16 protein-coding genes are annotated in these 14,865 nt (G+C 44.4%); 2 read left to right on the top strand and 14 right to left on the bottom strand.

The window, feature by feature from the left end:
- Positions 1–365, top strand: a 365-nt coding sequence (locus K941_RS0110730; protein ID WP_029103622.1) for an IS3 family transposase, incomplete at its 5' end; no start/stop codon positions are given.
- A 94-nt stretch (positions 366–459) separates the two neighbouring features.
- On the opposite strand, the gene guaA is transcribed toward K941_RS0110730, so the two are convergent.
- From guaA to cysK, 12 genes are all read right to left on the bottom strand, one after another.
- Entirely contained in the window at positions 460–2,019 is a 1,560-nt protein-coding gene (gene guaA, locus K941_RS0110725) for a glutamine-hydrolyzing GMP synthase (RefSeq protein WP_029103621.1), read from the bottom strand.
- A gap of 45 nt (positions 2,020–2,064) precedes the next feature.
- Positions 2,065–2,571, bottom strand: coding sequence for a ribosome biogenesis factor YjgA (yjgA, locus tag K941_RS0110720; RefSeq protein WP_029103620.1), 507 nt, complete (start codon positions 2,569–2,571; stop codon positions 2,065–2,067).
- A gap of 191 nt (positions 2,572–2,762) precedes the next feature.
- Entirely contained in the window at positions 2,763–3,632 is an 870-nt protein-coding gene (gene rapZ / locus K941_RS0110715; protein ID WP_029103619.1) for an RNase adapter RapZ, read from the bottom strand.
- A gap of 138 nt (positions 3,633–3,770) precedes the next feature.
- Positions 3,771–4,628, bottom strand: coding sequence for a pantoate--beta-alanine ligase (gene panC / locus K941_RS0110710; protein ID WP_029103618.1), 858 nt, complete (start codon positions 4,626–4,628; stop codon positions 3,771–3,773).
- Positions 4,629–4,643: 15 nt separating this feature from the next.
- The gene (gene panB / locus K941_RS0110705; RefSeq protein ID WP_029103617.1) at positions 4,644–5,468 is read right to left on the bottom strand and encodes a 3-methyl-2-oxobutanoate hydroxymethyltransferase; all 825 of its coding nucleotides are present in this window, start codon (positions 5,466–5,468) and stop codon (positions 4,644–4,646) included.
- Between the two features lie 189 nt (positions 5,469–5,657).
- Positions 5,658–5,951 (bottom strand): hypothetical protein, encoded by a 294-nt coding sequence (locus K941_RS0110695; protein ID WP_029103615.1) that lies wholly within the window; start codon positions 5,949–5,951, stop codon positions 5,658–5,660.
- Positions 5,952–5,960: 9 nt separating this feature from the next.
- Positions 5,961–6,875, bottom strand: coding sequence for an Rpn family recombination-promoting nuclease/putative transposase (locus K941_RS0110690; protein ID WP_456319714.1), 915 nt, complete (start codon positions 6,873–6,875; stop codon positions 5,961–5,963).
- Between the two features lie 17 nt (positions 6,876–6,892).
- The gene (folK, locus tag K941_RS0110685; RefSeq protein WP_084137744.1) at positions 6,893–7,414 is read right to left on the bottom strand and encodes a 2-amino-4-hydroxy-6-hydroxymethyldihydropteridine diphosphokinase; all 522 of its coding nucleotides are present in this window, start codon (positions 7,412–7,414) and stop codon (positions 6,893–6,895) included.
- On the bottom strand, positions 7,383–9,176 hold the full coding sequence (gene pcnB / locus K941_RS0110680) for a polynucleotide adenylyltransferase PcnB (RefSeq protein WP_029103612.1): 1,794 nt from the start codon (positions 9,174–9,176) through the stop codon (positions 7,383–7,385). Before pcnB ends, folK begins: the two co-directional genes overlap by 32 nt.
- Before the next feature lie 595 nt (positions 9,177–9,771).
- Positions 9,772–10,131, bottom strand: a complete 360-nt coding sequence (locus tag K941_RS0110675; RefSeq protein ID WP_228130403.1) for a ComEA family DNA-binding protein — start codon at positions 10,129–10,131, stop codon at positions 9,772–9,774.
- Positions 10,103–10,945 (bottom strand): nucleoside triphosphate pyrophosphohydrolase, encoded by an 843-nt coding sequence (mazG, locus tag K941_RS0110670; RefSeq protein ID WP_029103610.1) that lies wholly within the window; start codon positions 10,943–10,945, stop codon positions 10,103–10,105. The genes K941_RS0110675 and mazG overlap by 29 nt, the downstream gene beginning before the upstream one ends.
- A gap of 67 nt (positions 10,946–11,012) precedes the next feature.
- Complete coding sequence (gene cysK, locus K941_RS0110665) at positions 11,013–11,942, bottom strand: cysteine synthase A (protein WP_029103609.1); 930 nt, start codon at positions 11,940–11,942, stop codon at positions 11,013–11,015.
- Positions 11,943–12,127: 185 nt separating this feature from the next.
- On the opposite strand from cysK, the gene K941_RS0110660 reads away from it, so the two are divergent.
- On the top strand, positions 12,128–13,537 hold the full coding sequence (locus K941_RS0110660; RefSeq protein ID WP_029103608.1) for a phosphohexomutase domain-containing protein: 1,410 nt from the start codon (positions 12,128–12,130) through the stop codon (positions 13,535–13,537).
- A 135-nt stretch (positions 13,538–13,672) separates the two neighbouring features.
- On the opposite strand, the gene K941_RS0110655 is transcribed toward K941_RS0110660, so the two are convergent.
- Positions 13,673–13,864: a hypothetical protein gene (locus tag K941_RS0110655; RefSeq protein WP_147287537.1), complete on the bottom strand. Its 192-nt coding sequence runs from the start codon at positions 13,862–13,864 to the stop codon at positions 13,673–13,675.
- A gap of 312 nt (positions 13,865–14,176) precedes the next feature.
- The gene (locus K941_RS15580; protein WP_051225956.1) at positions 14,177–14,689 is read right to left on the bottom strand and encodes a GspH/FimT family protein; all 513 of its coding nucleotides are present in this window, start codon (positions 14,687–14,689) and stop codon (positions 14,177–14,179) included.
- Between the last annotated feature and the right edge of the window lie 176 nt (positions 14,690–14,865).

The raw sequence follows: 14,865 nt of genomic DNA, 5'->3' as shown, positions 1-14,865 counted from the left end.
ATGATGCTTTAAACAAGCTAAGTCAAGAAAAGACAGAAGATAAACCCATTGTTCACTCTGATAGGGGTTGGCATTATCAGATGTTTCATTATCAACAAACTTTAAAGAACCATGGCATCACCCAAAGTATGTCAAGAAAAGGCAACTGTCTTGATAATGCTGTCATTGAGAACTTCTTTGGAACACTTAAAGAAGAAATCTTTTATGAACAAACCAAGTTTGCAAGCCTTAATGAGCTTAAAAAAGTAATTGATGAGTATATACACTACTACAATTATGATAGAATAAAGAGCAAACTAAAAGGACTAAGTCCTGTGAAGTTCAAAGAACAGTACAGAAACTTAGTCCTTAGTCAAACCACTTAACCTTTAATCTTGTGTTTAAGATCTGGGGGTCGGTTCAGAATATGCCCTTTTTTGATGGTTAAAAAACCGCCAATTTCTTGACGGTTTTATCAGTTTATTCCCACTCAATCGTGGCAGGCGGTTTGCTACTGACATCATAGACAACACGAGAGACATCGGCAATCTCATTCATGATACGCGTTGAGATTTTATCCACAAGCTCATAGGGCAAATGAGCAAAACGAGCGGTCATAAAGTCCACCGTCTCCACCGCACGCAGAGAAATCACCCACGCATAACGGCGTGCGTCCCCCACCACGCCCACCGATTTGACAGGGCAAAACACAGCAAAGGCTTGGGCGGTCTTGTCATACCAGCCAGACGCACGAAGCTCCTGCATAAAAATATCGTCCGCCACTCGCAAAATATCGGCATATTCCTTTTTAATCTCGCCCAAAATCCGCACGCCAAGACCCGGGCCGGGGAAAGGGTGTCTGTAAATCATCTCGTGGGGCAAGCCAAGCGTTGTGCCAAGTTTACGCACTTCATCTTTGAACAAATCACGCAGTGGCTCAACGAGTTCAAAGTGCAAATCATCAGGCAGACCGCCGACATTGTGGTGCGATTTGATGACGTGAGCCTTGCCGTTTTTGGTTTTGGCAGACTCGATGACATCAGGGTAAATCGTGCCTTGTGCCAAAAACTTCACGCCGTCCAATTTGCGAGCTTCTTCGGAGAATACTTCAATAAACTCTCGTCCGATGATTTTGCGTTTAACCTCTGGGTCAGTCGCTCCAGCGAGTGCGTCCAAAAAGCGATTCTCAGCGTCTGCCCGAATCACCCGAATGCCCATGTTATCGGCAAACATTCTCATGACTTGGTCGCCTTCGTTTAGGCGAAGTAGCCCATTATCCACAAACACGCAGGTCAATTGGTCGCCAATGGCTTTGTGAAGTAGTGCCGCCACCACCGAGCTGTCCACACCGCCTGATAAGCCAAGTAACACTTTCTCATCGCCAATTTGCTCTTTTAACTGTGCCACACGCATTTCAATGATGTTCTGGGGGTTCCACAGATTGCCACAACCACAAATACCATGCACGAAGTTGCTAATCACTTCCACGCCTTTAGCGGTGTGGGTTACTTCTGGATGAAACTGCACACCATAGAGCTGACGGCTTTCATCGCTGGCGGACGCAAAGGCACAGCTTGGCGTGCTTGATGTTACGGTAAAGCCGTCTGGCAGGCTTGCCACTTTGTCGCCATGGCTCATCCACACTTGGATTTGGGCGTTGTCGTCTTTTAAGCCGTTTAGTAGTTTGTCGTCCACCGCCACGTCAATTTGGGCGTAGCCAAACTCCTTGACCGCCCCTGCCACCACCGAACCACCAAGCTGGGCGGACATGGTTTGAAAGCCGTAACAAATACCAAGCACAGGCACGCCAAGCTCAAAGACGATTTGGGGGGCTCGTGGCGAGCCTGCTTCGTACACGCTTTCAGGGCCGCCTGATAGGATAATACCCTTGGGGTTAAAGGTTTTGATGTCGTCATCGCTCATGTCAAAGGGGTGCATCTCGCTGTACACGCCTGCTTCACGCACACGGCGAGCGATGAGCTGGCTGTATTGCGAACCAAAATCTAGGATTAGGATACGGTCGGAGGTGATGTTGGTCATGGATATTCCTACAGGTCAAATGATAAAGGTGCTATTATACCAAAACTAAACCGACAAAATCGCCACTTCTTTGACATAACTTTCAAAATCCGCCACGCTCTCCGCCAAAAGTTCATCATCGCCCAAGTGCTTGGCGTATTCTATCCAAAGCAGTAGCTGATAAATGCTGTTGTATTCTGCCTTTTTAAATTGCCTTACAAACTGCTTTATTGTACTTTCATCATTTAAATTTAAACGGTTAAACCACGTCTCAATCTTGATGCATTGCTCGGGTGTAAACACAATCTCAAACAACGCCCCCGTCAAAACATGGCGGTCTTCTTCAATAATGAGTTTACCCACCCGTTTGATTTGGCGGTTTTTGGCGGCATGACTGTCAATCTCGGTCAAATGCTTTAATTCGTCCAAAAAATACTCACTCACTGGCAAATTGGCAAGCTGTTTTTTGGAGAGTTTGGCAAGCGGTTCGGACAATTCTTGTAGACGTTCGTGGGCTTTTTTGATTTCGGTGCGAGACACTCTCATGTCTTGTTTTGACCAGTCGATATTCATAGATTTCTCTTTTTAAATTTAATATTAAAATATGTTTTGTAAAAAGTTGGGATAAATTACCATTTTTTGATAACAGGGCGAATAAATTTCCCCTACATTTGCAAATTTTAAAATATTTTTTATCTAAAATATACAAATTTTTAATATAAATCAATTCAATTTATTCGCCAATTCATACGTTATTTTTAACATTACCAATAGCGTTTTTCACGGTGTTTAATAATAATAGGCATATTATCAGGCAAATGATTTTTTAATAACTCGCCCACCTTTTTGGTAATATATACAGAGCGGTGTTTACCTCCTGTACAGCCAATGGCGACCATTACTGAATAACGGTTATTATTTAAAAAATTAGGGAGCCATTTTATCAAAAACTTACCAATATCGTCCGCCATAGTATCCACTTCTGGATAATTGCCAAAAAAGGCTTTTACGTCATCATCAAGCCCTGTTTGCGGACGCAAATTTTCTTGCCAATGCGGATTGGGCAATATCCGCACATCAAAAACAAAATCAGCGTCAATGGGCGTGCCATGTTTAAACCCAAAGGACAACACATTGACCGACACCACATTATCCACACCGATATGTTGGCGGACTTTTTCTTTGAGTTCGTGAATATTGAGCGTGCTGGTGTCAATCTTAATATCGGCATTGGTTGCAATCGGCTTTAACAGTTCAATCTCTTGGGCTAGGGCGTTGGGCAAGTTATTGGCGATTGGCATGAGTGGGTGAACTCGCCGTGTCGCCCCAAAACGTGCCACCAGTACACTCTCTTGGGCGGTAACGTATAGGATTTTGACCGCTTCATGGTATTTGTCGGTCAAGCTCTGATATACGCTTTCAAAGGCGGATAGGTCGGCTTTTGGCGTTCTGACATCAATGCCCAACGCCACTTTTTTGACATCATTGCCAATCAAATCATCCACCGCCTGCCCCACAAGCGACAAGGGCAGATTGTCAATGACATAAAAACCAAAATCTTCTAAAATATTTAGAACAGACGTTTTGCCAGAGCCTGACCGTCCTGATACGATGATGATTTGGGTGTTTGACATTTATTTTCCTTATAATAATTTAAACAGATTTCTTAAAAACTCCGCATTTAAAGAAAACCGTTCGTGGTGAGCTTGTCGAACCATGAAAAGGTTTTCTTTCACCCTTCGACTTAGCTCAGGGCGAACGGAAAACCAGTTTTACAGGAAATCCGATAAATCAATTTCTATATTATCCAAAAGCCGTGCCTTACCAACATATACCGCTGTTAATACCACCAATTTTTTATCAGTATCTTTAACGGGTTCTAATTTATCATTATAAAGCTCCAAATAATCCACGTTTAATCCCATGTTGGTTAATTCATCGTGGTATTTTTGGACAATGGTTGGATATTGATTTATATCCGACTTTATCATATCGGCTTTAATCTTTTGCAAGGTTTTTTGGATAATGGGGGCGGTAGTTAATTCATCATCATTTAAATAACCATTTCGTGATGACAATGCCAAACCGTCTTTATTACGGACAATCTCGCCACCGATGATTTTTATACCAAAATTTAGCTCGTCATTGAGCCTACGGATAATCGCTAATTGCTGATAATCTTTTTTGCCAAACACCGCCACATCAGGGCGGACAATGTTAAACAATTTGCCCACCACCAAACCCACACCGTCAAAATGCATGGGGCGAGTTTTGCCACATAGCATCTTGCTAATCTCGCCAGAGAGCACCTGCACATGGGGCGGATAAGTCGGATACATCTCATCAATACTCGGGGCGAATACCATGTCCGCTTGTACACTTTGCAATTTTTCGCAATCAGCGTCCAGCGTGCGGGGATAGCTGTCAAAATCTTCGTCTACCCCAAACTGCGTGGGATTGACAAAAATACTCACCACGACAATATCGGCATGGGCTTTGGCGATATTGACAAGCGATAAATGCCCGTCATGCAAATTCCCCATGGTTGGCACAAAACCAATGGTTTTGCCGTCTTGGCGGTGCTTGTTTAGGGCGGTTTGTAAGTCGTTGATATGATGAAAGATTTTCATAATTTTTGCCATTGATTAGTGAAAAGTATGTTCCACACTCGGAAAAGTTTTATTTTTAACCGCTTGATGAAAATTAACAAACGCCCCCAAAATATCGCCTGTCTCGTTGCCGTCATCTTTTAAAAAGTCTTTGACAAATTTGGCTACCTTTTGGGTATAAACGCCAAGCATGTCATGCATAACCAACACTTGCCCGTCCGTGTCCACGCCCGCCCCAATGCCGATGACAGGCACAGCAAACCGCTCGGTAACGGCTTTGGCAAGTTTGGCAGGCACGCATTCTAGCACAATCATGCCCGCCCCTGCGTTTACCAAAACTTCACAATCTTTTAATAATTTGTCGGCTTGTGTGTCCGTTTTGCCCTGCACCTTATAACCGCCAAGCACATTGACCGATTGGGGCGTTAATCCCAAATGCACGCACACAGGCACGCCATTATCCGTCAAGACCTTGACCGTGTCGGCAAGCTCGCTACCACCTTCAATCTTAACCATGTTCGCCCCTGCTTGCATGACCGCACGGCTACTTGCAATCGCATCAGGCAACGTGGCATAGCTCATAAAGGGCAAATCGGTCATAATCAAGGCGTGGCGGTTAGCTCGGGCAACATTGGCAGTGTGATACACCATGTCAGCAACGGTAACGGGTAGCGTGGACGCCTGCCCCTGCACCACCATACCCAAACTGTCGCCCACCAAAATCACGTCAATGCCCGCCTGTGCCATAAGATAAGCAAAACTGGCATCATAGCAGGTCAGGCAAGAGAATTTTTCGCCTTGTTTTTTGTATTTGGCAAGCGTGGATAGGGTTATGGGGGCGGTGTGGGTTAGGTAGGTCATACAGTCGTTCTTTTCAATCAAGGCTTGCGTATTTAATGTTTGCTTTCATAATTCGCCAAATGTTTCATCTTTTGCGACATTTTATTTAATCTATCAAGCAAGGCTTCTTTACGCTCGGCAATTTGCAACGCATTTAACAACGTTTCAATGCGTTTTTGTTCTTGATGACACTCTTTAAATGTCCCAAAATCAATTTTTTTGCACCACCCATTTGTATTCAAAATTGGCATTCATGTCAATTTTTGGGGCATCGTGAATTTGGACAGTTCTGACAATTTTTAATTCATTTCGGGCATGAACCACCGCATAATCGCCCGCCTTAAAATCGCTGTCAATTTCCGCCTTAAATGTATAGCAAAATCCTTTATAATCAAGCTCGGTATTATTGGTATTATTGATAATATCATTAATGCCGATATTATCTTCAAATACCGCCCCAACGGTAATAAAGGGTTTTTGTAAATAGTGGCTGTCTTGGTTCATATATTATCCTTAAAGTGCGTTAATCTCATCAATATCCAAGCCTGTCGCCAATGCAATGTCTTTTGGGCTGATATGGAGCCCTTTTAATGTTTTGGCAGTGGCGATTTTTTGCTCGTATTTGCCCTGCTCAATGCCTTGTTGCATACCTTTTTGCAAGCCTTCTTTTAACCCCGTTTGCAAGCCGTGTTCCATGCCTTGATAAAAGCCGTCTTTTATGGCGGTTTCTAATGAATTATGCAAATCACGATATACCTTTAAACTTCGCTCGTATTTATCAATCTCTTGGCGATTAAATGTGGCAAGATTGGCTTTTTCAAAGGCTTGTTCAATAATGCTATCTTTAAAAATGGCAGGAATGTATTGCAAATCTTCCAAATTTTTAATAAAAAATAGCCATTTATCAAGCGGTGTTACCAATTCATGTTCTTTTTTACAAAAATTGGGTAATTGCAAATAAATCAGCGTTAATTTATCATAAAAAATTTGATTATTTTGGTCTTTTAATTGCACCGTATAAATCACTTCTGGGTCATCTTTATGCTCATCAAATAAAAAATCCAAAATACTAATACAATACACCGCCTTTAATTGATAATTCCATTCACCTTTTTGGGCTTGTTCGTTAATCGGAAAAGTGGCGTAATATAATGTGCGGTCTTTAAAAAAAGTTTGTTTGGCTCGTTGCAATTCCACAATAAACCGCTCGCCTGTATGACTTTGGCAATAAATATCATAAATGGCTTTGCGGTCAAAATCGCTAATGCCCATTTGCTCGCTGTTTTTTAAGGTTAAGTCCTTAATTTGATGATGAGCGGGGAGCATGGCATTTAAAAAATCTATCAAAAAGGGTTTACTAGCTTCTTCGCCAAACAATTTTTTAAAACCATAATCGGTAAATGGATTGATAAATCTTGCTTGCATGATTGCTCCTTTTTACCAAGTTAATCCAACTTTCTAAGCCCATTCATGTCATGTGCCAATGCCAAATCACAGACAGCCTGCCCATTTATCATCAATTTATCATTTAACTCCAAAAGTGGCACCAGCACAAAACTTCGCTCAAAAATCCCACTGTGTGGCACGGTCAATCTATCATTATGGATAACTTCATCGCCATAGAGCAAAATATCCACATCAAGCGACCGCTCGCCCCACCGCCGTAACCGCACACGCCCTGCCCCCTGCTCTAAGTCTTGACAAAAATCAAGTAGACTCATGGCATCAAGGCTTGTCTTGGCGGACAACACCGCATTGACAAAATCAGGCTGGTCGGTAACGCCAAACGGCTTGGATACATATAAAGACGACAGCACCACATCACAAAACCGCTCATCAGCATCAAGCGTATCACGCACCGCCAAAATGTGGCTGGTCGGGTCGCCAAGCTCGTTGGCGATATTACCCCCCAGTCCCAGATAGATTTGTACCTTATCAGTCATCGTGTTTGGCTCGTGGTTTGGCATTGGATTTTTTGCGTTTTTTGGGTTTTGGCGTGTCCGTATCTTGGGCGGTTTCTTGTGGCTTCGCTTTTTGTCTTGTCCGCTGTCGTCCTGTTGTTTGGCATTTACTCGCCTGCGTTTTGGGCTTGGCAGAGCTTGGCACAGATGGCCGTAAGTCACTCTCAGTCAGCCCCTGCTCACGCTCTTTGATAGAGAGTGTTGATGACGGCTGACGTTTGCGATAACGCACCGATGGAATATAGGGCTCGTCATTGTCCAGCAGTTTGGCAAAATCACTCTCGCTGTACGTGCGACGCTCAAAGGTCGGCACATCCACCTGCCGTACTCTTGGTGTGGGGCGAGTACTCTTGGGTGTGTTGGCATTATCCACCACCAGTAGCGGTTGTGGCACATCATCCGCCTTGTCATCATCACGCCCTGAGAGCTGTTGTAGTTGTAGAAGTTCGGCATCTTTGTCAATATCAATGCCTGTATCTGCCCCACGTCGTCTGCGAGTGCGAGTCACACCACCCCCCAATGCACTTAGCATTTGGCTTTGACTGGTCGCATCGACCGCCAAATAACGTTGCCACCACACCCCCATGCCATTGGTCGGCTCAGACAGCGGACTGTCATCATGTCTTTCACGCATGATAAGAAAATCAAGCCCCGCCCGAAATTTACCCTGCGAGCTTAGCCTGCCCACGTCTTTGGGTTTGGGGCTGACGAGCTTGGGTTGCATGAACCAAATATCACTGATAAAATCTTCGGCAAATTTAGGAATGGCGGTCTTGATACGCTGAGCATCAAACACCTTGCGAGACGCTTTTATTTGGGCTTCGTGAAAGGGCAGGCCCTTTTTCTTAAACTTTGCCAAAGCATGCAAATAATTCTCCCACAACAGTACCGCATAAAAAAACGCAGGGTTTGCTGTTTTGCCTGACGCAATCCGCTCATCGGTGTTTTTGGCAACTTGCAGGGCAAGGCGGGTGGGCTTGGGCTGAGCGTAGGTCATCAAACTGCTCATCGCCCCGTATTGATACAGCAGGGGCAACAGCGGAGCCAGATAACCGCCCGTGAACATCTTTTGGGTCTCATCATAAAGCCGATGAGCCGAGACCTGCTCCAAAAGCGTCCAGCTTGTGTCATTAAACTGTTTGGCTAGGGCTTTGTCAAATTCAAAACCCAGTTTTGCTTTAAATCGCAACGCACGAAGCAGGCGAACAGGGTCTTCTTCCACACGCACTTTGGCATCACCAAGTAGGCGTAATGTGCCATTTTTGATGTCATCAACCGCCCCACAAAAATCGAGCACTTCACCCTTAATCGGCTGATAATACAAGGCGTTAATGGAAAAATCACGACGGGCAAAATCCTGCTCTATCGTCCCCCACACATTATCACGGGTAATCATGCCGTCATCGGTGGTGTGAGTGTCGTCCTTAGGCGGAGCCCGAAAGGTCGCCACTTCAATGAGTTCACGCCCCGAATAGACGTGAGCGAGCTGAAATCGCTTGCCAATGATGCGGCAACGCCCACCAAAAATCGCCTTAATCTCATGGGGGCGAGCGTTGGTTACAGCATCAAAATCCTTAGGAATAAGCCCCAAAAGGCTATCACGCACGCCACCGCCCACGATATAGGCGTCAAAACCTGCTTTGTTAAGCGTGCTAATGACTTCCACGATACTGTGCGGCAAAGTGCGTTTGTCAAGCCCCAATTTCTGTGCCGACAGCACAGTCGCTGATGATTTGGGGATTTTGTGTTTGGTTGGTTTTTTTTGCATAAGGTGTTTAGACTGCTTTTTTGATGTTTGGTCAATGGCGTGCTTTGCCATTGGTTTGTCTGTTTGGCGGTGCTTGGGCTGTTTAGACCGCTTGACTTTTTTGGTTTTCTTGGGTTTTTTGGGGCTAGCATGGGACTGCCCGAGTTTTGCGTCCGCTTTTGTCTTTGCCATGACTTGTGTCACTCATTGATTTACTAGGGCATGTTAAATTTTGATAACATTTATTTGAATTTATGAAAATTTACACTTTTAAATTGTTTTTACATGAAAATGGCTATCCCACCACTTGCATTTAAAAGATTAAAAGATAGGTAAAATCTTGCATATTTACCTAATTACACCCAACCAACTTGATATTTACCACGGGTTTGTAGGGGTGTGCTGATCACACCCTTTGATGGTATTACTGTACAAGGCGTGCTCAGCACGCCCCTACATCTACAAATCATTATGTTTGTAATGATTTTAAAGTTTATTGGTTATAAGCGGTCGGACTGTTTTTCATAATAAAAACTTGCTTGATAGAATGACCATCAAACACCCTTTAATAACCACCCATCATAAGCTTCATTGTACCTTGTTTTTGCCAAAAAAGCTAATGCACCGTGAGTCTGTGACGGTTTTTTTCCAAGGTTTTGACCCCAATGCCCTTAACCTTTGTCAAATCGTCCACACGCTCAAATCGCCCAAATCCCTCACGATAATCCACAATCGCCTGAGCGGTCTTTGCCCCCACGCCATTTAAGGTTGCAAGCTCGCCTATGCTGGCGGTGTTGATATTGACCCGCTCGCTCATCACTTTTTGGGCGGATTGTTTGGCGATAAGGGCTTGATACGCCTGTTTGGGGTCGGCGTAGCATTGGTGGGCGTGGGCGTGGGCATAAGATGATAAAGCCAATGCCAACCCCAACGCCCAACGCTTTAATTTACAGCTTTTCATTTGTGCTATTTTCATGGGCTTTTGCCATATCCCAATAGTTATCCATCTCTGCCAAATCGCTCTGTTCAAAGGTTTTGCCCTGCTCCATCAGCGACTTTTCCACAAAAGCAAATCGGCGTTTAAATTTGGTATTGGTATTTTGTAGTGCCATTTCAGCATCAATGTCCAAATGCCGAGCAAGGTTGGTTAGTACAAACAGCACATCGCCAAGCTCGTTTGTGATGTTGTCTTTTTGAGTTTCATCCAATTTATCTGTTTTATACTTAAAATCAGGCGTGGGTAATTCTGCTTGTAATTCGCCAAGCTCCTCTTGGAGCTTTTCCAACACACCGTCTAGATTATCCCAATCAAAACCAACCTTACCCGCCTGTTTTTGTAAGTTTTGGGCGGTCATCAGAGCCGTACCTGCCTTGACATCGGATAATAGGCGTTTTGGGCGGTCTTGGTTTTCAATCTCTTTAATCTCATCCCAACGGCGTTTGACGTCTTCGTCCGTTTTTAGATTTTCTTTGTCAAACACATGGGGATGTCTGCGAATGAGTTTTTCTTGCAAAGCATAAATCACGTCCGCCATGTCAAACCGCCCTTGCTCGGCATACAGATGCGCATGAAAGACAATTTGCAAAAGCACATCACCAAGCTCTCCTTTGATGTCATCGGTGGCAAGGGGGCTTTTGTCATCGGTGGCAATGGCTTCAATGAGTTCAAAAACTTCTTCGATGGCGTATTTTTGTAGGCTGTCGTTGGTTTGTTTTTTATCCCACGGGCAATCGGTGCGAAGGCGTGCCATGAGTGCCAAAAGGTCAGAGAATTGATTGGTTGGAGTCATGATTATTATCCAAAAATAAACCCCATTATACTAGATAACAGGGTCTATCACACCTATTTTATGCAAACTACTGAGCCAAATCTTCAAACAAGGCGGTGGACAAATAACGCTCGCCCGATGACGGAATCACCACCACGATGAGCTTGCCGGTATTCTCAGGACGGCTTGCCACTTGCAGGGCTGACCAGACTGCCGCCCCTGCACTGATGCCCACCAGCAGACCTTCTTTTTCTGCCATTTGACGAGCGGTAGCAAAGGCGGACTCGGTGGCAACCGTGATGACTTCGTTATAAATGCCTGTATTTAGAATGCTGGGCACAAAACCAGGGGCAAGCCCTTGTAGCTTATGAGCTCCTTTTTCGCCACCGCTAAACACAGGCGAATCAGACGGCTCTACCGCCACGATTTGTACGCTGTCTTTTTTGGCTTTTAACACTTCGCCCACGCCCGTAATCGTACCGCCCGTGCCAATCCCTGCCACCACAATGTCCACTTGTCCGTCTGTGTCTCTCCAGATTTCTAAGGCGGTGGTTTCACGGTGGATTTTTGGGTTGGCTAGGTTGTCAAATTGGCGTGGCATAAAATAGCCGTCTTGACTGGCAAGTTCGTTCGCCTTGGCAATCGCCCCACCCATACCTTCTGATGCAGGGGTTAATACAAGCTCTGCCCCATACGCACGCAGCAGAGCACGGCGTTCTAAGCTCATGCTCTCGGGCATGGTGATGACAAGTTTATAACCCTTGGACGCACACACCATGGCAAGCCCAATGCCTGTATTACCCGATGTCGCTTCCACGATGACGGTGTCGTTATTGATAAGCCCGTCTTTTTCGGCTTCATTTATCATGGATAGGGCAATGCGGTCTTTGACCGAGCTTGCGGGGTTAAAATACTCTAGCTTTGCCACAACACGAGCAGGCAAGCCTTCTGTTAGGCGGTTCAATTCTACTAAGGGCGTGTTGCCGATAAGGTCGGTGATGTTTTTGGCAATGTTCATAAAATTTCCCTTGTTAAAGGTTGTCGGTTTAAAATGTTACACGGTTAGCATACCAAATTTTTATGAAAATTTATAGGTAAAAAATGTTAAGCCTTATTCTATTTTGGCATTTAAATAATTTCACAATATCCACGGCTAAATCATGATAAAATTAAGCTGTTTCATGTTTATATTTAGGATAATTTATGACCGCTTTTAACCCCATCACCATCTCCTGCTTTAAAGCCTATGACGTGCGTGGCGAGCTTGATGTCAATCTCGACAACGCCATCGCCTACCGTATCGGACGAGCGTTCGCCCAATATCTTAATGACGGCAAAGAAAACCCTGTCATCGTGGTCGGCTCGGACATTCGCCCGTCTAGTGAGAGCCTAAAACAATCCGCCATTGACGGCATCACGGACGCAGGCATAGACGTGATTGATTTGGGCATGGTTGGCACCGAAGAAGTGTATTTTGCCACAAGCCATTACAACGCCATCGGTGGCATTGAAGTTACCGCAAGCCACAACCCCATCAACTACAATGGCTTAAAAATGGTGCGTGAAAACTCTCGCCCCATCAGTGGCGATACAGGCTTGGCGGACATTCGTGCCATTGCCGAGCGTGGCGAATTTGTGGTGGCGGACAAAGGCAGGGTTACCCTAAACACCGACAAAACCGCCTATATTGACAAGCTCATGAGCTTTACCGACACCACTAAATTCACCCCCAAAAAAATCGTGGTAAACAGTGGCAACGGTTCGGCAGGGCCTGTGGTTGATGAACTACAAAAACGTCTTGGCGATAACATTGAGCTTATCAAAGTTCATCACACCCCAGACGGCTCATTCCCCAACGGTATCCCCAACCCCATGATTATCGCCAATCAAAAAGCGACATCGGATGCGGTCATCGCTCATGGGGCGGATTTTGGTGTGGCTTTTGACGGTGATTTTGACCGTTGCTTTTTGTTTGATGAAAAAGGGAGATTTATTGAAGGCTCATACATCGTGGGCATGCTTGCCGAAGTGTTTTTGAAAAAACATCAAGGCGAGAGCATCGTCTATGACCCCCGAGTGATTTATAACACCGAGAACGTCATCGCCCAAAATGGCGGTACACCTGCCATCAGTAAATCGGGGCATTCGTTCATCAAGCAAGTCATGCGTGAGACGAGAGCAATTTATGGCGGGGAGATGTCGGCTCATCATTACTTCCGTGATTTTGCCTATTGTGATAGTGGCATGATTGTGTGGCTACTGGTGATTGAGCTTCTGTCGGTAACGGGCAAAACTCTATCCGAGCTGGTAAACGGCCATATCAATGATTTCCCCAGTTCAGGCGAGCTAAATTTTCGCTTAGGGCAAAAAACCGCCAGCGAAATCAGCGAGCTGTTAGAGCAAAAATACCATTCATCAAATCCTGCCAAAAACACCCTAGACGGACTCAGCCTAGATTTTGGCAACTGGCGGTTTAATCTACGCTCATCCAACACCGAGCCACTCATTCGCCTAAACATTGAAACCAAAGGCGATAAAGCACTCCTAAAAACCAAAACTGATGAAATTTTGGCGGTACTAGATGAATGCGGCGCGGTGAGTGCTGACCATTGAGTTTCAAGCCAAAAAGAGCTGATAAAAAAACAGGGTAGTGATTGCTACCCTGTTTTTTTGAACATGGTTGAATCTTTGGGAATCAAGAATCGGTTCAATAGACAAAAAGAAAAAACATTCCATTCTTCCTGCTTTTTAGCTTAATTGATTCTCCATAAAACCAACTGTATTGACATATCTTGGATAGCCAGTACCATTATAGCCATTTGCCTTTGTCTTAATTTTTGGTATGATGGGATAAATAGGTGTGTTCGACATCTCCATCTCGACACTCACATCATCAACCACTTTAATAAAGTCAAATTTGCTGACTAGGTAGTATGCCATGGCGGAGGTCATGTCAAACTGAGAGTCTTCTTTAAGGTAGTTTGAAACCTCACCTAATTTAAAACCTTACTTTCTATTTTCTGCCAACATATATCCAGCTCTTGCCAACAACGCATGATAAAACACATCTTTCATAGAACTACTCATAAAAAACTCCTGTTACCTTAAAAAAAATGAAAATTGAGAACGATTATATGCTGATTTTAGTGAGTTGTAAATAGGGATTTTTGCAAAACCAAAACGATATTCTCATCTGCCCATCACCCTTTCTTTGATACTTCCCCATTGCCAGTTTTACCATCTTTGACAAACCTAACACCCCACATCATCAACATGCTTTCTAACAACCCCTGTATGCGTTAAGACAATCCTATAGGACAACTCATCAGACACCGAACAATACTTAATATGTCCAAAATGACCACGTGGACTAGCACTGACCCCAAAGTACTTAATATAATGCCTAGATGCTGACACTCTCATGTCAATTCTGCCATGTTTTAAATTAAGCCCATACTCTTTAATCAACTCACCATCATCAAGACGGGCATTACCATCTAAATCCCTAAACACGATAATTTTTACTCCCGACTGCTTATGGCAACGATTTGACTCATCGGCAGGACACATAACAATGTTTTGCTTAGTAATATGGCTTTGACTGCGGGCTTCTTTTAATGCATCAGTAACGACAGATGTAACATTATTTGCTTCCATCCCCCGCAAAACCCGCATCACACTAGGATAAGCAATCATACCAATCACACCAATCACAACCACGACCACCATCAACTCAATCAACGTGAACGCCTTTTGCCCACCCATTAATATCACCCTACGCACAAGCAAGTTACTCACATAAATATAAGTAAAGTTAAGTCAGCTATTATACACAAATTCAACGATTTTAAAAACCAAAACCCCCTCTATCAATGACAGAGGGGGCTAAATAAGGTGCTGACGATGACCTACTCTCACATGGGCGAACCACACTACCATCG

Source organism: Moraxella caprae DSM 19149 (assembly GCF_000426885.1).
Lineage (GTDB): Bacteria > Pseudomonadota > Gammaproteobacteria > Pseudomonadales > Moraxellaceae > Moraxella > Moraxella caprae.
Note: the sequence above shows the minus strand (reverse complement) of the source record. Positions and strands in the feature narration are given on the sequence as shown.